Source organism: Paenibacillus sp. SER-28 (assembly GCF_052906305.1).
Genome location: NZ_JBRECM010000003.1, coordinates 441861 through 465322 on the forward strand (window position 1 = coordinate 441861; position 23462 = coordinate 465322).

A 23462-nucleotide genomic window follows, 5' to 3' on the forward strand; every position below is an offset into this window, starting at 1 on the left:
GAACGTGGGGCCAGAATTTTCACAGGATATGGATGGTCTGCTCAATAGTAAATGGAGCTGTCCCAAAGCTGGTTTTAAATTTTATTGGACAGTCACGCTTCGTCATTAGTATAAAAAAGCGTGAGTGCAAGGGTTATTCCCCCCTGTAGCTCGCGCTTTTTGGCTCATGCTCACCCATTTGAGCAGGTTATGGTCAAGCGAAGGCACGTAGTCCTCTCCGCCGCCATACCCGGCATGGCGATGACCATACCCGGTTACCCGGTTTGTGTCAGAATAAATATCGCTCTATTTGAACCGCTGGACCTGCCTCGAAGGCATAATGGTCAACTCTGGAATATTGACATGCTCCGGCTGCTCCAGTGCATAAAGGGCAGCTTCTGCAACATCATCGGGATGCAGCGGCAAAACGCTCGAAGCAAACGCCCGAATTTCCTGCTCGGGATATCCGGCCACCTGCGAAAATTCCGTCGCCACCGCCCCGGGGTGAATCGCAGTTACACGAATTCCTTGCGTACTGGTCTCCAAACGTAATGCAGAGGCTATGGCGCTAACGCCGTACTTGGTAGCGCTGTACAGTCCTCCTCCGGCAACCACTTCCTTCGCTGCAATAGAGGAGACAATGACAACATCCCCCTTGGCCTGTTCCCTCATTGGCTGAAGTCCGTACTTCAGTGTCAGGACAAGACCGTGCACATTCGTCTTGTAAAGCTCCTCCCACCTTTCTAGTTCCACTTCTGCCAGTGGGCTTCGATACCCGAAGCCAGCATTGGCAACGATAATGTCAAGCCGTCCCCAGCGTTCAAGAATGGCGCGGACCGCCTGCTGTACGTCTTCAGCTTTTTGGATATCGGCAGGTATTGCCATGACCTCGTACAATTCCTCTTGGTGCAAGTCGCGAACCAATTCATCCAATCGTTCCTGACGGCGTGCCAATACAGCTACATACGCGCCTCGCTTTGCCAGTTTTTTTGCAATCGATGCCCCAATGCCGCTGCTTGCGCCTGTTACCAAAGCTACTTTCCCGGCCAGGCTTTCCTTCGCTTTCCAGGATAATCTCAACTCATCCAATATCATGTTATACCCTCCCCAAGCTTATTTGGTTAAAAGCACGCGATGAACACCCTGGCTGCCTCCAGGAGCTGTACCTATATATAAATATCCGTCATGGTTCACAGCCGTGGTTACCCCATAAAGCGAGCCTTCAGGATCATGCCAGCTTCCGATAAGTTTACCCTGCGGATTAAGCTCCACAGCAAGCCCATGCTTCACAGGTGCGCTTGCACCGCTGAGCAGCGATTGAGGCAATTTGGCCATCATTCCAGCCAGCCACGGGCTTCCATGCATCTGATCTACAAAGGGAATACGTGTTGTGAAGAGACCGACCCAGAAATGGCCTTGATCATCACGCGTAATGTTATCCGGAAAACCGGCAAGATTATCCACAAAAATATCCGAAGTCCCCTTCTTCGGCCCTTTGAGCCAGTATCGGGTCAATTGGTAGTGATACGACTCTGCCACAAGCACAAAATCTTCGTCCGCAGACAAGGCAACCCCGTTCGCAAAATAAAGGCCTTCCAACAGAACTGTCGTCTGCTTGGTCACCGGATCATATTTCAGCAAACGTCCATGTGGCTTGTTCTCGGCGATTTCTTTGAAGACTACACTGCCATAATTGGAGGTGTCAGAAAAATAAATAGTACCATCTTTGGCAATATCCAGCTCGTTGGCCAAATAGATCGGTGTGCCGTCGACTTGATTGGCCAACACCGTCACTTTTCCAGAAGGATCTACCGACAGCAACCCCTTCTTAACATCCGTAACGATCAAATTTCCACTTGCATCAAACATAAGTCCATTGGGCGTTCCTTGGGTATCTGCATATAGCTGGGCCTTTTGCGGATTGCCCTTAGTATCAAAGGCAACCTTATAAATTTTCCCGTCGGAGTCTCCCGTATATAAATTTCCTACCTTGTCAAAGGTGATAAATTCCGGAAACTTAGGGGCATCTGTAACAAGCTCTGCGGAGCTGAGTTTGTTGTTTTGTTGCCATGGACCCGCTTGTTCAAATGAGGGGGCCGAAGGTGCAAACCATTTTGCAGGCTGGACAGGGGAAGGGATGAGCATAAAAACAACCACTCCCAGAAGGACTACCGCCAGCAGCGATACTCCGGTTCTGCGTACCCATTTACGCGGTTTCTTATTCTTTCTTCCTTGAGAATCTTTGACAGATAAATCAGCTTTACTGGGCATTAGATTGCCTCCTATGTGATGTGAATAATATTTATATTTGAACGACGATTTTACCGAAATACTGTTTTCCTTCAGCCAAAAGTGCGAAGGCTTCGCCGATTCGGCTGAGCGGGAATACCCGGTCAATGACAGGATGTAAACGATGGCGGGAAATGGCACGATTCATATTTTCGAAATGTTCCCGGTTACCGACTTGGCTGCCGCGAATCGTCGCAGCCTTCTGCAAAATGCTGGTGACATCGAACTCAGGAATAGTCAAGCCCGATAAGAAGCCGACCATGTTCACAGTCCCTCCGGTACGAAGTGCATTGATGGATTGCGCCATTGTTGCCGCTCCCCCTACATCCAGGACATGGTCGACTCCGCCGTCTGTCAGCTCCAGAGCCACCTTATCCCACTCGGGAACTTCCGAATAGTTGATTGTCTGCCATGCGCCGAGATCCTTTGCCCGTTCCAGCTTGTCATTGCTGCTCGATGTGATAATTACCCTTGCTCCCGCCATCAGAGAGAATTGAAGCCCAAAGATGGAAACACCGCCTGTTCCTTGCAAGAGCACCGTATCCCCCGCTCGCAGCCCGCCGGATTCCATCAGCATGCTCCATGCGGTTAATGCTGCAATCGGCAAGGTGGAAGCCTCCTCCCAAGAAAGGTGATCCGGAATGGCGACGACCCCTTCTTCATGCAGAACGATATATTCAGACGCCACTCCACTGAGTGGGCCTCCCAGACTGTCCTTTAAGACCTCCGCTCTCGTGCTCCCGCCAATGAATTTCTGTTGTAAATTTGCCGCTACCCTTTGTCCAATCTGAAATTTTGTCACCCCTTCGCCCACAGCTACAATTTCACCCGCTCCATCAGATAACGGAATGAAGGGAAATTGAATGCCGATTGGCATTACTCCGTTAATGATTACCAAATCTCGGTAATTCAGAGACGCTGCCCTTATGCGGATCAGAACTTCCAGCCGTCCTGGCACCGGTATGTCAAGTTCCGTCAAGGTTAACTCTTCAAAGCCAAAACCATTTTTCAGTTGCACTGCTTTCATTTTGGTAGTCCTCCCTGTAATGTTAAACTTTTTACCTAGTATGGATACAGTGTATTACGTAAGAAACACTGTTTCCTATGTAATACACTGTATCCAATTGTCTTCAAAACGTCAATCTTTACTTTAAAAATAAAAATGGTCGTAAACTGTTCCAGGCTTTTAACGTTCCTTACCAAGTAAAATTCGAGACTGGGTGGCTTCGCTTGTCCAGAACTTGCTCAGGTGGGCAAGCATGACCAAAAAAAGCGAGTTGCAAAGGTGAGATAACCTCTGCAACTCGCGTTTTTTTACATTAATGGTGATATAAGCACTGACCAATAGAATTGGAATTTGCTTATGCCACAGCCTTATTTAAGCTCCAACTTTTATAAACTACGTCTACTTAAATTTGTTCCTGACTATATTACGCTACTAAGTATAAAATTAGAGGGCGGACCGGGCTCCGGCTTGCCAAACAAATAACCCTGAGCCAGTGATACACCTGCTTCACGGCAAAATTCAAAATCCTTCATCTGCTCTACGCCTTCAGCCAACACTTGGCCTCCAAAACGAAAAGCCGATTCTACAATCCCTGTAATTTGCCGCTTCTGATCACTGTTACTATGACAGCCGTCAATTATACTGCGGTCAATTTTAACATAATCCGGCTGAAGGCAATTCATAAGCTCTGTCGTAGAATAACCTGCCCCCACATCGTCCAGGGCTACCGAAACTCCTCGATTGCGATATTGATCAAAGATATGATGCAAAAAATTAAGGTCGTCTATTTCTTCCGTTTCTACGACCTCAAATACAAAATCCTTCGTATTCATGGATAAGTGATCAATCGTCTCAAAGGTGTGATTCAAGCAATAACCCGGATTATAAATGGTCGAAGGGAGAAAGTTAATAAAACGTTTAATTCCCGCCGGAAGGCATGTTGCACTTTTTTCAATAGCGGAAATACGAGCCGAGCGATCCAGATGAGCATGCAAACCAGCTTCACGGGCGATTTCAAACAGTCGTAACGGCTGAAATGGTCTCTCCGCATGTGACGGACGCAGTAAAAACTCAAACCCGATAATATCCAACTTATGGTCAACAATAGGCTGCATATGGCTGGAAAAACTTTGATCCTTAATGATATTCACGATATCCGGATGTTGCAGTCTGGCTTGCAATTGACTAAATAAAAGCCAGTCCTCATATCCTTCGACATGATGCAAGCCGGTCACCACAATTTGCATATGGTTCAAGTATTCCTGCGGCAGACGAGCCAGTCCGTTAACCAGCTGTTCCAGCTCTGAACGGCTGTCATAGCGAAACTCTATGCCACCCTCACGCTCATGTTCCTGCTTCATTTGTTCCGATAGCATACCCAAACCATCTAATGCTGGAGTAAGCGACACCCTGGAATGCCTAATTCTGAGAAATCCTTGATCCTTAATAGGTAATATGATGCTGCAATTGCTGCATGTCATAATGGTCCTCCTCGGAACAATTTTCCGGTTTTTTCACCATTATATCACAAATAACTAGAACAAAAGTACTATATAACTACGTGTTTTTACAAAAAACTAGCTTATTCTTACCGACAACTTAGGACTTAAGTATATATTCGACAAAAACAGAAAACTTTTTGCATTCATGATAAATTCGGGGGCTGTTGTTTTTGGCATTAAAAAAAACAGCAAATCTCTTGGTTAAAGAGACTTGCTGCTTCACTCTGATATTGATTGAAAACTAAAGTTCGAAGTTATTTGGACGCCTTTGGCTTCGTTGTTTTAGCTGGTTTAACAGTCGCGGGTTTGGTCGTTTTAACAGCTGGCTTTGCTGTTGCTTTCGCGGGAGCCACAGCTTCCTTTACAGGAGTCGTTGCTGCACTAGGCTTAGCGCCAGCTTTTAAGCTGTATTTGGCAAAGCCATCTGCCGCGCTGCTCAAGTATGAAATTTGTTGATTTCCTGCCAGCACGTCTTTGGCATCAGGAGAGGACTCGAAAGTAACCTTTGCCTGACCAAAAGGAGCAATAGACCAGTTGCCATCCGCCGATGGATTAATCGTTCCGTTCGTACGGATATAGTCAACAATGACCTGGCGACTTTCATCCGGTGCTGCCATCACAATTCGTTTGCCATCTGGGTTGGCCAGTTTGGATGAGGAAGCACGATAGTTATTGGTGGCTACGATAAATTTCTGCGCAGGATCAATAGCTTTTCCATTGTATTGCAGATCCTTGATACGATGAGCTGAAGAATCAATAATAGTTCCCTTGGCATCATATCGTGCAGGCTGAGTTACATCAATCTGGTAATTCACACCGTCAATGACATCAAAATTGTAGGTTGGGAAATCTTTGTTGATCAGCGATTGCTCCTCAGTTTGCTTTGGATCAATGCGGTTGAACTGACCTGCAGACCACTCCAGCCATTCCTGAATTTCAGCACCGGTCACTTCTACAGCATGAACCGTGTTCGGATACACATACAGGTCGGATACGTTTTTAATCGCTACCGTACCTTCAGGAATATTGGTGTAATACTCGGCTCCGTTTCGACCGCCGGCCTTGAATGGAGCGCCTGCCGACAATACGGGAAGTTTTTCGTATTCAGTTCCTTTAAGATGGTTTTGAACATACCATTTCTGTGCATTTGTTACAATTTGAATGGAAGGGTCGTCCTGCACTAATGCAAAATAGCTGGTAATTGGCGCAGTCGTTGTTCCGACAGGTTGACGAATATAATCCAGCGTTCCTTTATGCTCTTCCTTGATCGAATCTGTCAGTTTGTAGTCAGGAGTAAACTGCACAGCCTGGTTTGTGGTACTCACAACCGGACGCACTTCAGACTGAGAATTCGTTACGTGCCACTCATCTTTTTTCTTTTCCAGGCTCAGGTCAATAATTCCCAGATCCTTGCCCCATGAAGAAGCTTCCACGGCCGGCACGCCATTAATGGTTCCCTTATCCAGATCTACGCCGCTCATTTCTTTAAAATCAGGGCCAGGGAAAGATTTATGAGCATGCCCAAACAGAATCGCGTTAATTCCGTCCACCTGGCTCAAATATTTAACGGCATTCTCCATCATTGGCGTTTGTGGCACATCCTCATAACCTGTATGCGCAAGCACGACAATAATGTCAGCACCTTCCGTTTTCATTTGAGGAATAAACTTTTTCGCCGTTTCCACAATATCCTTCGTAACGACCTTATCCTTTAAATTGGCTGCATCCCACTGCATAATTTGAGGTGTGACCAAGCCGAGGACACCCACTCTGAGCGCATGCTCTTCACCTTTCTCATCCGTTACCGTTTTATCAAGAATTCGATAAGGGGTAAAATAATTTTTAGTAGCTTGCCCCCCCTTATCAACATAAACGTTCGCATTTACGTAAGGAAAATCGGCTCCCTTGAGCGATTTCTCCAGAAAGTCGAGGCCGTAGTTGAATTCGTGGTTGCCCACTGTCGCCGCATCATAGCCCATCAAGTTCATCATCTTGTAGACCGGATGGATACCGCCCTCTTTTTCATAGGTTTTGTTTCTGGCCATATAATCGCCTAATGGATTGCCCTGCAGCAAATCACCGTTATCGAACAGCATGCTGTTTCTTGTTTCACTACGCGCCTGTTGGATCAAACTGGCTGTGCTAATCAGGCCATATTCGTTGGTTTCTTTGTCCGAATAGTAATCGTAGTTCATCAGGGATGCATGAATATCCGTTGTTTCCATGATCCGCAAATTCACCGTAGCGCTATCGCGAGAATCGCTAGCTGCCCAGGATGGAGCGGCCGAAAACACCAGCATGCTACAAGCTACAACGGCTGCTGTAAACCCTTTAAACCAATTTTTACGAAATAACAAAATATACCCCTCCTCATTAAGGTGTATGACTCATATACATACTTTTGCACATATATGTAAGCCTTGAACCCACCATTTCTATTTTAATCCAACGCCAGACAAAAGAGTAGTCATTCACTTAAATTATTTATGAAAAAATAATTAATTCTCTCAAAAACAAAAAACCAGCATACCTCCTAAAAAACTCGGAGATTCACTGGTTTATCCATTTATATTCTCATTATTTATTCCACACTTGGCGCTCCGTTTGCTGACCCACATACTCAATGCGAGTCGGATTCACGTCCAGAATGACATAATCGGGATCATCCGGTCCGGAAAACCATTCCTTCAAGGAATCGTTCCACACTTGTTTGCGTAGCCCCTCATCAGCTGTAATCTGGACAGTAGCCTCCACTTCTACGACTTCCTTTGTACCGCCAACTTCATAACCCAGCAGCAGATAAGCATTCGGATTATCCTTTAGCTCATCTACTTTATGCGTTTTGCGATCTGTCGCCAGATGAATGTTCATTCCATCGTTAAAAAGGGCCATATAGCGTACTTTCGGTTTGCCACCCTCTACCGTACCTAACGAGCAAAATTTGTTGTTATCCAAAGCCTTCACAATGGCTTGTTCTAGTTGGCTACGATCCAATGTTTCCGTTTTACCCACAGTACAACAACTCCTTTTCACGAATTAGAATTCTCTACGGCCATGCCATTGGGCACCAGCCCATCTGAACCTACCTGCACAGCTGTTCTGAAAATAACATGACCCGATCAGATCGGATTGATGCATGCTCATTTTCAGATCAAAGCTCACAGTAAAAGTGTACCCTGTCGTTCGGCAAATGAACCGTCATCTCTTCCTCCATGCTGGACAGACCCGCATTCAAGGCATATAATCGTCGTAGTAAACCCGAATAAATGAACCCATTAAACCATACAATGCCAGGGGTGCTGGAATCGGCCGGCTGAGAGTGTGTCCCAAGACACTGACCCTTACAACCTGATCTGGGTAATGCCAGCGTAGGAATGCTTAAGCAAGATGTGCCTTTTTTACATAGGACCATCCCTTACTTTGGTATATACAAGCGCAAGCGTCCCGGAACCTCGGGGCGCTTTTTTTGTTGAAGATTAAGTTGTTGGAAAGATCGCGTCCGGCAGATGTTATTTTTATGAAAATGGGGAACATAAGCTGTCTGATTGGACGGATAACGGGTAATTAAAGGAGAGAACACAACGATGAAGCGCATGAAAATGTTAAGCCTCGGACTGATCAGTCTGTGGCTCATGGCCCTGACCCTGACCCTGACCGCTTGCGGTGGAAGTCCCTCCACATCCCAAGAAGCGGCTCCCGCTACCAACACTCAAACGTCTACTCCGGCAAAGGAGCTCAAAGATGTTAAAGTCGTGCTCGACTGGACACCCAATACGAATCATACGGGACTCTATGTTGCCAAGGACAAAGGATTTTACGAAAAAGCGGGTTTGAATGTCCAAATTATTCAACCTGGTTCAGGCGGAGCCGATCAAATGGTTGCCTCTAATGCTGCACCTTTTGGTATCAGCTACCAAGAAGGCGTCACACAGGCTCGTACGCAAGGCGTGCCGCTTGTTTCCATCGCTGCGGTGATTCAGCATAATACCTCAGGCTTCGCAGCCCCAGTAGATCGCGGAATTAAGAGCCCCAAAGATTTTGAAGGTAAAAAATACGGCGGTTGGGGCTCTCCCGTAGAAGAAGCGGTCATGAAATCCATCATGGATTCAGACAAAGGCGATGTGAGCAAAGTGAAGATCGTCAACATGGGCAATGCAGACTATTTTACAGCCGTGAAGCGGGATATCGACTTTGCCTGGATTTTCTACGCATGGACCGGAATTGAGGCCCAGCTTCGAGGTGAGTCATTAGATATGCTGTATGTAAAAGATTATTCCAAAAGCCTCGATTACTATACACCTGTAATTGTGAGCAACGAACAGACAATAAAAAATGATCCAGAACTGGTAAAAGCGTTCATGAACGCTACCGCACAAGGCTATGAATACACTATCGCCCATCCAGATGAAGCCGCGGACATCTTAAGCAAAGCTGTACCGGAGCTGGATAAAAAACTGGTACTTGCCAGCCAAAAATGGCTGAGCCCGCGTTATCAGGACGATGCCGCGCAATGGGGTGTGCAAAAAGCGGAGGTATGGCAAAACTATTCGGACTGGATGTACGAACGCAAGCTGCTCAGCAAGCCTTTGGAAGTGGATAAAGCCTTCACAAACGACTTCTTGCCCAAGCGCTGATCATTTGTTAAAACGCTAAATAAGACTGAACTAGAGAAGTGAACGAAGTTCCACTACGCAGTCGGATGGTGCTTCCCATCGCTGTTGTACCCAGATTTCTTTTATGAATATCCAGAGGTTGAAATCTGGGTACAAAGGCGAACGCTAACGCTTGTACAGCACCATTCCGCCCACTTCGTTCTCGTTCCACTTGGTTTATTCTTTAGTCTCATAGTGTCTAAGCGCAAAAGCAGGTGCGCTTATGTGAGAAAAATACAAAATACCGTACAACCTAGCTTAAAAACTAAGGTGCTTTTTAAGGCGGTTGGCAGCGTAGCGGTTCATTTGAATCTGGAGAAGCGCAGCGTTCGCCTTTGCCGTGGGATTCTTACCTTTTAAAATTTATTCAAAGAATCCCACGGCAACAGCGATCGTAAGATCAAATGAAACGCGAAGCGGTCTCCCCGCCTTAAACCACCCTATTTTCTCAAAACAACTCCACAATAAAGGACAGGTGAATTTTCATGGCTAACACACTGCTCAGTATTCAAGTAATCCCTAAAACTCCTAATAACAAGGACTCTTACCCGTATGTAGATAAGGCGATTGAGGTCATTCAGCGCTCCGGAGTCAAATATCAGGTGAATCCATTGGATACGACCATGGAGGGCGAGCTCGACGAGTTGCTGAAAGTGGTTAAAGAAATGCACGAGGCTTTGACGGAAGCGGGCAGTCCCAGCGTCATTTCACAGATCAAAATCGCACATAACCCACAAGGCATCAGCATGAACAAGCTGACCGAGAAATATCGCCCATGAATCCGAAAGGCAAGAACGCATCCTGGTGGAAAAGCGTATGGCCGCCCCTTGTGGCGGTCCTCTTCTTTTTAACGGCCTGGCAGGGGGCGGTTTCCTATTTACATATTGAATCCTGGCTGCTGCCAGCTCCATCCCTAATCGTACAAGAGGGCATGGCGCAATCGGCGTTGCTTGGCACCCATACATGGGCTACAATTCGTCTGACACTTGCGGGATTCGCTATAGGGACAGCTACGGGACTGCTGATCGCCATCGTTCTTCATACGATTCCTTTTCTCAAATCTGCTCTATACCCGCTCTTGATCCTTAGCCAAAACATTCCGATCATCGCCCTCGGTCCGTTGCTCATGGTGTGGTTTGGTTTTGGCGTGCTGCCCAAGCTCATGGTCATTACCTTAGTATGCTTTTTTCCCGTCGCTGTAGCAGCCATGGACGGGCTGACTCGAACAGACCGTACGATGATGAACTATATGCGGATGTCGGGTGCAAGCCGCATGTCTATTTTTATGAAGCTGGAGCTGCCACATTCCCTGCCGCAAGTCTTTTCTGGCGTTAAAATTGCTGCTACCTATAGTGTGATGGGCGCGATCATTGCCGAATGGATCGGAGCTAGTGAAGGAATTGGATATTATATGCTGCTGCAAAAATCGGCCTATCGCACGGACCTCATTTTTGCTGCCATCGGCATTATTGTCGCACTCAGCTTATTCATGTTTGTGGTTATTTTACTACTGGAGAAATGGTTGGTTCGCTGGAAACCCGATCGAGAGTAGCTTCCTCCTTGAATTAAATACAGCAAAGAAAGGACGTGGCGCGTATGAGTCTGCATCCGATTGACTTATCATCACACAACGTGGCTAATGAACAACGAGCCGGGGAACAACAGAGTCCTTCAACTGCTCCTCCTGCTTTGGAATTGGACGGGATCAGCCTTGCCTTCCGCGAAAAGCGAAGCTTACTGCCCGTACTGCAGGATGTATCCCTCACAGTCAAGCCGGGAGAATTCGTTTCCCTCATCGGTCCGTCAGGCAGCGGCAAAAGCACGCTGTTTCACATCATCGGCGGGCTACTCAAACCCCAGCAGGGACGTATCCGTATGCACGGACGGGACATGACTGGTGAACGTGGGCATATCAGCTATATGCCGCAGCAGCCCGCCCTTTTTCCGTGGCGTACCACGCTGGACAACGTACTGCTTGGGCAGGAAAATGCTCCACGTAAGACTACAGCAGTCCCCCCTCAGTACGCAAGTGAACGCGAGCGTCGCAAAGAAGCCTTGCAATGGCTCGAACAGGTTGGACTTGGTAAATTCGCCAAGGCGTATCCACATACGCTGTCTGGTGGAATGCAACAGCGCGCCGCCTTTCTACGAGCACTACTCAGCCCGCAGGAATTAATGCTGCTGGATGAGCCGTTCAGCGCACTCGATGCGCTGACACGTGCAGACATGCAGCAATGGTTATTACGCATGTGGGAGAAAAACCGCCGTTCTGTGCTATTTATTACCCACAGCATTGAAGAAGCGCTGCTGCTCTCCGACCGCATCTATGTGCTGTCGGCGCGACCTGCTTCGGTGGTGCATGTCGTAGATGTCCCTTTTCCCCGCCCGCGTAGGGAAGAAATCACCCTCGATCCGCTCTTTATTGAATGGAAGCGGACCATGACCAGCTGGATGCGCGAGGAAAAGTACAAACTGGACGCCAACATGGACAATGCTCAGAGCGTCCACAAGAATATCCCGGAAGATGGATTGAATCGACATGAGTGACGTAAAAGTTCGATGTGCATTGAAATGGAACAGCCAAACAAAGCCAGGCTTGGATTTGAACGCAATTGAGCCCGCTCCATTGATCGACGCGCATATTCATGTAGACAGCTACCCGCCTGAACAACAGGAGTTATTGCTCGCTTCACTTGCCGATAGCAGCGTCCAAGCCGTGATAGCCGTGTCGATGCATCTGGGCTCCAGCCGAGCCAATCTACAGTTAGCCAAGCGTTACCCCGAGCTGGTACGACCAGCCTTTGGCTTTCATCCCGAACAGGCTCTTCCACCGCAAGCTGAGCTTGACCTCTTATTCGACTGGATGGACGAACATATACAGCAGATGGTCGCCGTGGGTGAAGTCGGCTTGCCCTATTACAATCGGCTGGAAGCCTCACAGAACGGTTCACCTTTTGACCTCGCTCCCTACATAGCGCTGCTGGAGCGTTTTATCCAGTTTGCAAGCAAGCATAACAAGCCCATTGTCCTGCACGCCGTTTATGAGGACGCAGATATCGCCTGTGACCTTCTGGAACGTCACAGCGTCACGCAGGCGCATTTTCACTGGTTTAAAGGCTCTGCCGCCACAACCGAACGTATGGCGCGGAACGGCTATTATGTCTCCTTCACACCGGATCTCCTGTACGAAGAAGAGATCCGCAGTTTGGCAAGACAGTATCCGTCTGATCAGATCATGGCAGAGACAGACGGTCCCTGGCGGTTCGAGGGGCCTTTTACCGGACAACAGACACATCCACGGATGACTGCCGACGTCATTCGCGCGTATAGTAAGCTGACCCATCAAGATGAATCTGCCGTCCGTCAATTATTTTATGAAAATACGAGACGCCTTTACTCACTATCTGATTGATAAAGGATACCAGCTATTTACTCACTGGAAGGTTTACAACCACAACATGCAACCAAAGCAAAGAACCTCCTTATTTACGCGGGACTTCATCATGCGTAAATAAGGAGGTTCTTGTATTTTGCAGAGTTTTTTGTCGCTACTCAGCTTTTATTGCTTCAAGAAACCCTTCTGTTCCAAAAATGGCTTCATCTGCAAACGTGCTGGCTCGGTCAGTCTCGCGGCCATTTGCTCAGACCATGGCGTAGAGCGTTGACCGCCCGTACGCTCCTTCAAATATTCGGCTGATGTGTGGTCGTATACCTCTACAGCTTTCATCGTCTGATTTTTGTCGTAGCCGTTCATATGCAAAACACCGGACAGCGGAAGACGTGGGCGCAAGCCCGTTTCCTGATCTGGTACACCAATACACATACCGAATACTGGATACACCAGCTCTGGCAACCCTAACAACTCAGATACCTCTGCTATTTTAGTACGAATACCGCCGATGTAGACGATGCCCAGGCCCAGTGATTCAGCGGCTACCGCTGCATTTTGTGCAGCTAACGCGGCATCAATGGTCGCAACCGTATAGTTTTCGACGGACCCTTCGTAGGAAGGCTGGCCTGGCTGGTGGTGAATCGTCACCTGCTTCAAACGGTACAAATCTGCGCACCATACCAGAAACGCGGGGCATTGCTCAACGTAAGCCTGCCCTCCTGCCAACTCGGCCAGTTTTGTTTTTAAAGAAGGATCGGTAACGGCAATAACGGTATATGCCTGCACATTACTGGACGAGGATGCCATTTGGCCAGCTGCCACAATAGCTGCGAGCTGCTCGTCGGTAACAGCGGCGTCTGACTTGAACTTTCGCACAGACCGGTGATTCATCAACAAGGAAATCGTATCATTCATGACTGCTTCACTCCTAATCCATAATTTAAGCTCTTTATCTACTTCTAGCTGTGAGTATACGAAGAAGTTCTTGCATGCTTGCATGGCACTCCTACAAATATTATGAAACTTTCGCGAATGATAAGCAACCTGACGTGATGAGGGTTAACAGTATGGTTTAAAAAAACAAACGCAACAAAAAGCAAGCACGCAGAAAACCAATTGTGCGTACTTGCTCTATACTCTGATAATAACTTTATCTCGCTACAGATGTCCGGCAGCACGCTATCCTGCTGGTGCATCCATACATTTACAGCTTCACCCGTTGGAGACGCAGTGCATTTAGCACAACCGAAACAGAGCTAAATGCCATGGCTGCTCCCGCCAACCATGGAGCAAGGAAGCCCAAAGCGGCAATCGGAATACCGATCACGTTATAACCGAGCGCCCAAAACAGATTTTGCCGTATGTTTGTCATCGTCCGGCGGCTCATTTCGATCGCGTCAGGAATGCTGTTCAGGTTGCCGCGCATGAGGGTAATATCCGCCGCCTCCATGGCCACATCCGTTCCCGTGCCCATCGCCATCCCAATATTAGCAGTAGCCAGCGCAGGCGCATCGTTAATACCATCCCCAACCATAGCTACGATCATGCCTTGTTCCTGAAGCCGTTTCACTTCCTCAGCCTTTCCTTCAGGTAGCACCTCCGCCAGGACTCGTTCAATTCCGGCCTCGGCGGCAACAGCCCGCGCAGTCCGTTCATTGTCACCCGTAATCATGATGACTTCAATGTTCATCGCCCGCAGACGGGCAACGGCCTCCCGTGACGTTTCTTTAATCGTGTCCGCTACAGCCACCAGTCCGGCATAGGAACCGTCCACAGCGACCAGCATCGCGGTTTTCCCTGCGTTTTCCAGCTCATTCATATACTGCTCGGCTGAGTCATCTATTGCGATGCCTTCCCTGCTCATCAATCGGCGTGTACCCGCCAATACCTGCTTACCTTCCACATGCGCCTTCACACCATAACCCGGAATATTTTCAAAATCTGTCGGTCCTACCAGCTCAATTCCTCGATCTGCAATCCCCTTTACAATGGCTTCCGCCAGCGGATGCTCCGAGCTTTTTTCTGCTGCACCGAGCAACCGCAGCAAATCGTTTTCAGCCAAGCCGCTTGCACCAACCATAACATCTGTCAGCTCTGGCTTGCCGTTCGTAACTGTTCCTGTCTTATCCAATACCACTGCGTTGACTGAACGGGTCATTTCCAAATGCTCGCCGCCCTTGAACAAAATACCGTATTCAGCGGCACGTCCCGATCCTGCCATAATGGACGTTGGAGTAGCCAAGCCGAGTGCACAAGGACAAGCAATGACGAGAACTGCAATCATTTTCTCCAGTGAGCCTGCAAAATCAGTCGGCGTCACAAGGAAAAACCAGACGATAAAGGCTAACACAGCAATAGCAACAACAATGGGGACAAAAATACCGGAAATCTGATCCGCAATCCGCTGAATCGGGGCCTTAGAGTTTTGTGCATCTTCCACGACCTTAATAATACGGGACAACGCCGTATCACCACCCACACGCTCGGCCTGAATACGTAGTACCCCGTTTTTATTAAGCGTCGCCCCTGTAACTGCGGAACCTGCTTCTTTTTCAACCGGAAGACTCTCACCACTTAACATGGATTCGTCCACTGCGGAACGTCCGTCCACGACCACACCATCGACAGGAATTTTCTCGCCGGGTCGTACAATAAAGATATCCTTCACACGTACCTGTTCGATCGGTATATCAAGCTCTTGTCCATCACGTACTACACGTGCCGTCGTCGCCTGTAGGCTCATCAGGCTCTTGATCGCCTCGGACGAACGCCCTTTGGCTACCGCTTCGAACCATTTACCCACTAAAATAAGCGTAATTAGTACTGCACTTGTCTCGTAATACAGCTCTGGCATGGTCATGACAGGCATTCCCGCCATCCCCTCCATGACATCAGACGGACGCAGCGTAAGGTACAAGCTGTAAAAATAAGCCGCAGACGTACCCAGTGCAACTAACACATCCATATTCGAACTCCCGTTGCGAAGCGCTTTGTACGCGCCCACATAAAACTGCCAACCAATGACGAACTGAATCGGCGTTGTCAGCACTAGTTGGAACCATGGATTCAAGAACAGTTCCGGCACATAAATCCATGACGTAAAGGAAAAATGAGCCACCATCGCCCACAACAACGGAAACGACAGCACTGCGGACACAATCCACTTCCATTTTTTACGATGGATATCCTTACTGCGCACATCCGCGATATTGTCCTCAGCGCTCTGCGGGATCGCTCCGTAGCCTAGCTGTTCAATCTTGCTCACCAGATCACCAACCGCAATACTCCCCGCGGCATATTCCACATGAGCTGTTTCCATCGCCAAGTTTACCGTGGCACCTGTTACACCAGGCATCCGATTCAATCCCTTTTCAATCCGGGTTGCACAGGCCGCACAAGTCATGCCCGTCACATTCAGATTGGCTTCTTCACTTACAGTTCCAAACCCAAGAGAAGCAATTTTATCGCGAAACTCAGGGATCTCCACCTGCTTGGGATCATAGGATATCGACGCCTGCTCCAAAGCCAAATTCACATTAGCCTGTGCCACACCATCTATTCGATTTAAACCTTTCTCAATACGGCTTGCACAGGCGGCGCAGGACATCCCCGTAATGTGAAGCGTTGTCTGCTTGTCACCGTCAGTCGCACGGTTTTCCATGGTAACCCTCCTCTTATACCCCAGTGGGGTATATCATATCCAAAAAGAAAAAGCTTCTAATATGGAAGCTTCTCCTTCGAAACAAGTCTGTTCACACATAAAACATCTTCAGCTTAAACAACATCATAGCCTTGGTCTTCAATGGCTGTTTTCAGAGCTTCAACGTTCAGCTTGGACTCGTCATATTCTACATTCACTTGTTTCGTTTCGAGGCTGACCTTGCCGATAGCGCCAACTTTCTCCAAAGCCCCTTCTACTGCCTTCACGCAATGATTGCAGCTCATGCCTTCTACGTTCAATGTAACTTGTGCCATTTCTTTTCCTCCTCAGGGATACTTCCGTACCCATAATGTGTATGATTACTACTCTTAACGGATTAGCTTTTTGACCGTAACCAGCAGCTCGTCAATCACTTCCTGCTCTCCTGCCTGCATGCGCTCAATGACACAGCTTTTCATATGCCCTTCCAGCAGCAGCTTACCAACACCATTCAGTGCGGACTGGACAGCCGCAATCTGGTTCAGTACATCGTCACAGTAGGTATCCTTCTCAATCAAGCCCTTAATTCCGCGAACCTGACCTTCAATACGGTTCAACCGGGATACGAGGCTGTTCTTGAACTCTGCCGAATGATGACTTTTTCTAACTGTCTTTTCCCCGTCTGTTCCACAGTGATTCTCATGGACTTCAGTGTGGGAAACAGGTTGCTCCTCAGCCATACATCAGCCTCCTGTGTGGTGTATATATGCATTTATGCATTTGTTATATCCCTATCATAATATACCCCCACGGGGTATGTCAACATTCCAGAAAAATGTCACTTTTCTGCCCTATTTTATACTTTTGAGCGTACTTCCTTAGCAAGTACGACAAAGCTTAATAGCGCGCCAATCTCGGCTATAGCTATAACGACCGCCATTGGTACGGGGGTTGTTCCACTCCCCAAGCCTACTAGCGGTGAAGCGATGGAACCCAGCAATAGAGGCAACAAACCAAGCATGGCGGACGCACTGCCTGCGGAGCGCTGCTGACTCTGCATTGCCAATGAAGTCGTCGTTGTACTTACAATCCCTACGCAGGAAACGATAAAAAACAGAGGAACTAAAACAGCAAACAATTGGCCTCCGGTAAAGGCTACAGTAAGCAAGCTGATTCCGGCTACAGCCGCAATGATCAGACCCGCCAAGAGTAACTGTCGTTCGCTGAAGCGACCCACGAGTCTACCCGTCAACTGCGAAAACAGTACAATCCCCAAACCATTCACTGCAAAAATGATGCTATACGTCTGAGGGGAAACCCCGAAAATATCCTGAAGCACGAATGGTGAGCCAGCGATATACGCGAACATCGCTCCTGTAATCAGCGCCTGTGAGAGGGCATAACCCATAAAGCGTCGATCGGCAAACAGATGACCAAGTGTTCCCAGCGTCTGCTTCAAGCCACCGGACGAGCGGCGGTTAGTTGGCAACGTTTCTGGCAAACCCAACACGACGGCAATTAGCATAGCCACGCCGACTACACAAAGCACCATGAATACACCACGCCAGGAAACAAAGTTCAATATGACACCGCCCAGTACTGGTGCAGCAATGGGGGCCACGCCGTTCACCAGCATGAGCAGTGAGAAAAAGCGTGTCAACTCTTTGCCCGAGTAAAGATCACGGGCTACAGCTCTGGAAATCACGATCCCGGCCGACCCCGTAAGCCCTTGAATAAAGCGAAGCGCAATGAGCATACCGATATTCGGCGCAAACACGCATAACAGCGAAGCAGCAGCGTACAGAATGAGCGAGATCACCAACGGTCCTCTGCGACCCCTTACGTCGCTAAGCGGACCAGCAACGATCTGGCCAACGGCCAGGCCCAACAGACAGGCGGTCAAACTAAGCTGCGCCAGCGAAGTGGTCGTATGCAAATTGTCGGCTAATGTAGGCAGCGACGGCAAATACATGTCTATGGACAACGGCCCGAAAGCACTCAATGCACCCAGGACAAAGACGATCCATAATATTCGCGATTTGGTCATATCTGCGGCAACCATAACAGTATTGGATAACCGGTTCATAATAATAATCATCCTTTTCATAAAAATATAAATAATTACTTCAATACATCATGATATCACTCATTTCGTCTGGCTTCGAATAATTACACGCTAATCCGCAATTTTTTTTCAAAACTGCTATATATCAGGCAGGAATTTACCAATTTCAGGTCGAATTATACGATAACCAAAACAAAAAATTTGTGGAATCTGGAGAATGATAATGGTCTATGATGGAGTGCTACTGGGTCTCATTGTAGGTCTGTTCAGAGGAGGCTGGCGGCAAGGTCTGATCCGTTTCAGTCAAATTCGCCTTATAGCCGGCTGGATGTTCCCTGTGCTGCTGCTGGTACAATTCATTATTTTTTATGCCCAGGAAAAGTGGGCTTGGTTAGCAGCCATTAACGGGTATCTATTTATGGGAGTCTACGTGGTTGGATTGATATTTCTCTGGTTGAACAGACATCATAAGGGATTCAAGCTTATTATAATCGGCGTATTGATGAATTTTATCGTTATGGCGGTGAATGGCGGCAGGATGCCGGTCTCGTTGAGCGCTTCGGAGGTGCTGGGTCCCTATTATACAGATATGCTTAAATCCGGAAGTGTCATCTCGAAACATTACATGATGGATGCGAGCACGCGTCTATCATTGCTTGGTGACATTATTCCTCTCTCCAAGCCCTATCCCCGCACGCAGGTAATTAGTATTGGAGATGTGGTCATGAACTTCGGGATGTTCCTGTTTATCCAAAGCATTATGGTCGTGAAGAGAACTAAGGATAAGCAGCAAGAAACCAATCCCCACCACGCCTAGTGCGCACCTTATTCCAAGGAAGGGAGGGAACCCTATGAAAAGCTTGAAATACTCCCGTGTGATTATCAATGCTATTATCGTGGCTTCTGTCATCATTGCTTTGACTTCTGGTTACAAAATCGGGGGCTAGTCACCGATAAGAAAAAAAGGAAGCACAGGCTCAACAAAACAGGCTGGATTCCGGCCTGTTTTTTCATGTGAAATTTTCGATTACAAAATTGTAAATTATCCCATTCACCCCTGGTAGCTTTGACATCAAGATACGACAAGGCAGGAGAAGAAATGATGAGTATAATAAAAAAGCTGCAAGAACGGGTTACCGCGACGGGAATATACGTGTTTTGCATATGTATGGTAGGCATGATCGTCCTCTTGTATACGAACCAATGGTCCTTTTTGCACTATACGACAACAGAGTGGGTCACGATCTATTCCCTATTGGGAGCCGTTCTGATTCTGGAGCATTTTACATTCCAGCTCCCCCCCGCCAGTAACAAGCAGTCTATGGATTCCTCCGTGTATCTGGCTTGTATTTTTGTGCATGGCACCGAAATTGCTATTCTAATTTTGCTGTTAAATGTAATCATCGCTATGTTCCGGCACACAGAGTTGTCCTGGTGGAAACATACCGTCAATTTTTCCATTTACGCCCTTTCCATTTCCCTGTCTTCAACCGTATTTGAACTAAGCGGCGGAACGCAGGGGGCTTTAAACCAAGATCATTTCGCTTCCTACCTGCTGGCGTTGATTTGCTACTTTGCGGTGAACACCATCACACTGGGCATCTACTTTTATATCGCATACAAAGGGTCCTTCAATGAGCTTAAACAGGCTTTTTTGGCTGAATCTCTGCTCGTATACTTATGTACACTCATTCTGTCTTTGGTATTGACTACACTGATTTATGACAATGGCATTTTAGGACTTTTGCTGTTCCTTGGGCTAAGTATGCTCCTGTCTCACGCATTCAAGCAAATGTTCACGCTGTATCGGGAAATCGAAGAAAAAGCGAACATGGATCGCAGAACAGGGCTATACAATCACAGCTACTTTGAAAATACACTTGAAGCTGAATTAAATATATCCAGATCCGAGAATACTCCTCTCAGTCTGGCTCTGATTGATATAGATGATTTTAAAAAATACAATGATCATTTCGGTCACCTCAAAGGCGATCAGCTACTGGGATTTCTCGGTGAATTTCTTAAAAAGGAGACCTCCGGCACCCACATCACCGTATCCCGCTATGGTGGAGAAGAATTCACTCTGCTGATGCCCGGTCATACCGCTGAACAAGCATACGAAATAGTTAATGCTATTCGAAAAAGATTAAATGATTCTCGTTATGAGGGTGTTGAAATTTTTCCACACGGCTGTCTGTCCTTCTCCGCAGGCATTGCACAAAGTCGCATTGACATCTACGACAAATCACAGCTGGTCGATCTGGCGGATAAAGCCCTGTACTACGCCAAGAAACAGGGAAAAAACATCGTTCATACGCACGGAAGTTTAAATGAAGTGGAGCGCGAGGTCGATCTGGGGCAGGATATTCGGGATCTTGAACAGCAGCTTAATTTGTTCTTGTACAAGGATATTAACACTTTCAAGCATTCCAAACGGGTATTCAGATATGCAGCAGACATGAGCGATGTGCTTCAGCTTGGACCGGAGGATAAGCGGCGTTTCATACTAGGTGCCCTCATTCATGACATTGGTAAACTGGAGATTCCCTGGAATATTCTCAATAAAAAAGAGAAGCTGTCCGGTGAGGAATGGCAGATGGTGCAAGCGCATGTCATGTGGGGCAAACGAATTGTCGAAGCCAACGAACGATTCATAGATTTGGTTCCTTTTGTGGAGCTGCATCATGAACGTTATGACGGAGGAGGCTATCCGTTTGGCTTTAAGGGCGAGCAAATTCCACGTTTATGTCGGATGCTGACGATCATCGACTCTTTTGATGCGATGACAACTGAGCGCCCCTATCAACCCACCAAAACGTTCGAGGAGGCCATTGAAGAACTACGTGCTTGCTCGGGTAGCCAATTCGATCCCAAACTAACGGCTACTTTTATCCATTATATTCAACATAAGCAACCTGCTTTCACGGATTTCATGGAAACAGGGCTCTAATTCCTTCATTGGCTCTTCCTCTTTGCCCCTAACGTGGTTGAAATCGTCCTGAATTCAACCACGCTAGGGGTTTTCATATGATTGGCATTTTGTATAATGCTTATTATTTCAAATTTCATATAAATGTCATAATTCGCTCCATCTATTCACGCCATATGCACTATGATTAAGATAGGAATGGGTTTGTCCGTATAAAATGTTATAAATGGGGATATCCTCGCTTCAAGTAATCGAGAGAAGGTGACTTCACAGGCATGTTGTACCTGTCCAGACCAGCCCGTGTGGCTTGTCTTTTATTGCTGTGTCTCCCCCTTCTAATCCTGTTTCCTCACTCTTCGTGGGCTCATGCATTTGTCATTGAATCCAGTCCGACCGAAAATCAGGTTTTGGACAAGTCGCCTTCTCAGGTGACCATCACCTTCAATGAAGATTTGCAATCTGCCTTCATGTCGATCAAAGTGACCGACGAAACAGGCAAGCGGGTCGACACAGGAAAAGCACAACTCAACCCGAATCATAAAGCCACCATGGAAATCCAATTGATTCCAGGGGTGAAAAATGGAATTTACTCCGTCAATTGGAGAGCTTTATCCGCAGACGGACATCCGGTTAATGGAGTCATTCCATTTCAAGTAGGCAGCGGTTCCAATGCGCCTACCCATCAAGCTGCCGCATCTGAAGGCTCAGGGACATCACGAATCGACTTAATCGCTGTCCGTTGGTTTCTTTACATAGGACTATCGCTGCTTTTTGGAGCGATTTGTTTCCGGCTGTTCATCTTACCGAGCATAAGCCAAGACAAGAATCGAAGTGAACAGCATCAGCAAAATCAGCGTCCCTTTGACACATTGCCCCGCTGGACTAAGCTGCTATGGAGCGGCTACGGCATAACGTCTGCGGCCATTCTGATCAGCCTGCCACTTCAGGCTTCATGGGATGCCGGGGTTTCCATCAGGGAGGGCTTCTCACTCCCTATTCTGGGAGAAGCTCTCCAGTTTACTGGAGCCGGGCAAATTTGGTTTATCCAGATGATTCTCGTGCTGCTCCTAAGCGTAACGCTGATTTACGCGCTGGATTACAGCATTTCGAATCGCCAGCGCCGTCTTTGGGGCTACAGCTCAGCTCTCCTAACGCTATGCCTCATGCTGTCCAAAGCCTTTGTCGGTCATCCGGCAGCGGCTACCCACCCAGCTCCGGCCATTGCGGCGGACTTTGTCCATCTCGCGGCAGCAGCTTTTTGGATCGGCTCACTTGCCGTCATGGTCGTGTGCCTGCCTGTTGCCGGAGCGGAGTTGCCCGTATCCGAGCGGGCAACTCTGCGGCAAGCCGCCCTGCGCCGCTTTGCTGGCTGGGGCATTGCTATGGTGGCAGCGCTACTTGCCACCGGTATATATGGAGCCGTGCTGTACATTCCGGCTCCCTCCATGCTGCTGAACACGTCCTATGGACTCGTTCTGCTCGGCAAGGCAGCGCTGCTGCTAGTCATGCTGGCCTTTGCGGCCAGCCAGTTCCGCAGCGCAAGGCAAGCGGCGCCCAGCAAGCAAGCCGCCCGGGGATTGCGTGCCGAGGTGTCCGTCGGCCTGCTCGTGATGCTGTTGACCGCGGTGCTCACTCACCTGTCACCCGGCCAGGCACCTGCTGTTCCGTTTGAGGAGACTCGCACTACGGGCGGATACAACGTTACGCTGTCAGTCAGCCCCAATGCTGTAGGCAGCAATGAATTCAAGGTATCCGTTCAGGATAGCAAAGGTGCTGCCGTTTCAGGAATCCAGCAGGTCACATTAACGCTCACTCCAGCAGACCCTGACCAAGATCAACAGGAATTTGTTCTGCCCGTAAAGCAACAACAACCATTCCGCAGTCAGGAATTGATGACCTCCGAAGGAACATGGGCGGTAAAAGTACATGCTCTGACGGCATCACTCGATGCGGTTGATGCTGAATTCACCCTGCATGTAGGCGGTAAAAAATAATTATTTTATACTTCA

General features: G+C 48.0%; 20 protein-coding genes and 1 riboswitch. Of the genes, 8 read left to right on the plus strand and 12 right to left on the minus strand.

The genetic code is table 11. The annotated features are described in order from the left end of the window. Positions 1-285: 285 nt before the first annotated feature. The 6 genes from ACUYLD_RS12225 to ACUYLD_RS12250 form a co-directional block, all read right to left on the minus strand. Positions 286-1074: an SDR family oxidoreductase gene (locus ACUYLD_RS12225; RefSeq protein WP_250259675.1), complete on the minus strand. Its 789-nt coding sequence runs from the start codon at positions 1072-1074 to the stop codon at positions 286-288. Positions 1075-1092: 18 nt separating this feature from the next. Beyond that, the gene (locus tag ACUYLD_RS12230; RefSeq protein ID WP_446675147.1) at positions 1093-2250 is read right to left on the minus strand and encodes an SMP-30/gluconolactonase/LRE family protein; all 1158 of its coding nucleotides are present in this window, start codon (positions 2248-2250) and stop codon (positions 1093-1095) included. 31 nt (positions 2251-2281) lie between these two features. After that, positions 2282-3295: a zinc-dependent alcohol dehydrogenase family protein gene (locus tag ACUYLD_RS12235; RefSeq protein WP_061831136.1), complete on the minus strand. Its 1014-nt coding sequence runs from the start codon at positions 3293-3295 to the stop codon at positions 2282-2284. A gap of 398 nt (positions 3296-3693) precedes the next feature. Then, a complete protein-coding gene (locus ACUYLD_RS12240; protein WP_446675148.1) occupies positions 3694-4755 on the minus strand; it encodes an EAL domain-containing protein in 1062 nt (353 codons plus the stop codon). Between the two features lie 275 nt (positions 4756-5030). Then, the gene (locus ACUYLD_RS12245) at positions 5031-7133 is read right to left on the minus strand and encodes a bifunctional 2',3'-cyclic-nucleotide 2'-phosphodiesterase/3'-nucleotidase (protein ID WP_446675149.1); all 2103 of its coding nucleotides are present in this window, start codon (positions 7131-7133) and stop codon (positions 5031-5033) included. Between the two features lie 220 nt (positions 7134-7353). Then, a complete protein-coding gene (locus tag ACUYLD_RS12250; protein WP_061831133.1) occupies positions 7354-7788 on the minus strand; it encodes a pyridoxamine 5'-phosphate oxidase family protein in 435 nt (144 codons plus the stop codon). 270 nt (positions 7789-8058) lie between these two features. Further along, a riboswitch (TPP riboswitch) is annotated at positions 8059-8168 on the plus strand. A 192-nt stretch (positions 8169-8360) separates the two neighbouring features. Here ACUYLD_RS12250 and ACUYLD_RS12255 point away from each other — a divergent pair. Continuing rightward, positions 8361-9410: an ABC transporter substrate-binding protein gene (locus ACUYLD_RS12255; RefSeq protein ID WP_446675150.1), complete on the plus strand. Its 1050-nt coding sequence runs from the start codon at positions 8361-8363 to the stop codon at positions 9408-9410. Between the two features lie 7 nt (positions 9411-9417). Here ACUYLD_RS12255 and ACUYLD_RS12260 read toward each other — a convergent pair whose 3' ends face one another. Further along, complete coding sequence (locus tag ACUYLD_RS12260) at positions 9418-9600, minus strand: hypothetical protein (protein ID WP_254350736.1); 183 nt, start codon at positions 9598-9600, stop codon at positions 9418-9420. Between the two features lie 313 nt (positions 9601-9913). Here ACUYLD_RS12260 and ACUYLD_RS12265 point away from each other — a divergent pair, with 313 nt between their 5' ends. Genes ACUYLD_RS12265 through ACUYLD_RS12280 form a run of 4 tightly spaced genes read left to right on the plus strand, consistent with a single transcriptional unit; the run spans position 9914 to position 12840 of the window. Further along, positions 9914-10207 carry an MTH1187 family thiamine-binding protein gene (locus tag ACUYLD_RS12265; protein WP_446675151.1) on the plus strand — a complete coding sequence of 98 codons (294 nt, stop codon included), beginning with the start codon at positions 9914-9916 and terminating at the stop codon, positions 10205-10207. Beyond that, positions 10204-10980, plus strand: coding sequence for an ABC transporter permease (locus tag ACUYLD_RS12270; protein ID WP_446675152.1), 777 nt, complete (start codon positions 10204-10206; stop codon positions 10978-10980). The genes ACUYLD_RS12265 and ACUYLD_RS12270 overlap by 4 nt, the downstream gene beginning before the upstream one ends. 44 nt (positions 10981-11024) lie before the next feature. Further along, positions 11025-11975: an ABC transporter ATP-binding protein gene (locus ACUYLD_RS12275; protein WP_446675191.1), complete on the plus strand. Its 951-nt coding sequence runs from the start codon at positions 11025-11027 to the stop codon at positions 11973-11975. Further along, the gene (locus ACUYLD_RS12280) at positions 11968-12840 is read left to right on the plus strand and encodes a TatD family hydrolase (RefSeq protein WP_446675153.1); all 873 of its coding nucleotides are present in this window, start codon (positions 11968-11970) and stop codon (positions 12838-12840) included. Before ACUYLD_RS12275 ends, ACUYLD_RS12280 begins: the two co-directional genes overlap by 8 nt. Positions 12841-12987: 147 nt before the next feature. On the opposite strand, the gene nfsA is transcribed toward ACUYLD_RS12280, so the two are convergent. From nfsA to ACUYLD_RS12305, 5 genes are all read right to left on the minus strand, one after another. Then, entirely contained in the window at positions 12988-13734 is a 747-nt protein-coding gene (nfsA, locus tag ACUYLD_RS12285; protein ID WP_061831129.1) for an oxygen-insensitive NADPH nitroreductase, read from the minus strand. A gap of 289 nt (positions 13735-14023) precedes the next feature. After that, positions 14024-16480 (minus strand): heavy metal translocating P-type ATPase, encoded by a 2457-nt coding sequence (locus tag ACUYLD_RS12290; RefSeq protein ID WP_254326866.1) that lies wholly within the window; start codon positions 16478-16480, stop codon positions 14024-14026. A gap of 113 nt (positions 16481-16593) precedes the next feature. After that, positions 16594-16794, minus strand: coding sequence for a copper ion binding protein (locus tag ACUYLD_RS12295; RefSeq protein WP_254326865.1), 201 nt, complete (start codon positions 16792-16794; stop codon positions 16594-16596). Positions 16795-16848: 54 nt separating this feature from the next. Then, a complete protein-coding gene (locus ACUYLD_RS12300; protein WP_013308456.1) occupies positions 16849-17199 on the minus strand; it encodes a metal-sensitive transcriptional regulator in 351 nt (116 codons plus the stop codon). 116 nt (positions 17200-17315) lie between these two features. Beyond that, positions 17316-18545, minus strand: coding sequence for a multidrug effflux MFS transporter (locus tag ACUYLD_RS12305; RefSeq protein WP_446675154.1), 1230 nt, complete (start codon positions 18543-18545; stop codon positions 17316-17318). A gap of 202 nt (positions 18546-18747) precedes the next feature. Between ACUYLD_RS12305 and ACUYLD_RS12310 the strand changes: the two genes are divergently transcribed. The 3 genes from ACUYLD_RS12310 to ACUYLD_RS12320 all read left to right on the plus strand — a co-directional run bounded on the left by ACUYLD_RS12310 (position 18748) and on the right by ACUYLD_RS12320 (position 23447). Beyond that, on the plus strand, positions 18748-19341 hold the full coding sequence (locus ACUYLD_RS12310) for a DUF5317 domain-containing protein (RefSeq protein WP_039270279.1): 594 nt from the start codon (positions 18748-18750) through the stop codon (positions 19339-19341). A 282-nt stretch (positions 19342-19623) separates the two neighbouring features. After that, positions 19624-21474 carry a bifunctional diguanylate cyclase/phosphohydrolase gene (locus ACUYLD_RS12315; RefSeq protein ID WP_446675155.1) on the plus strand — a complete coding sequence of 617 codons (1851 nt, stop codon included), beginning with the start codon at positions 19624-19626 and terminating at the stop codon, positions 21472-21474. Between the two features lie 254 nt (positions 21475-21728). Further along, on the plus strand, positions 21729-23447 hold the full coding sequence (locus ACUYLD_RS12320) for a copper resistance CopC/CopD family protein (protein ID WP_446675156.1): 1719 nt from the start codon (positions 21729-21731) through the stop codon (positions 23445-23447). Positions 23448-23462 lie beyond the last annotated feature (15 nt).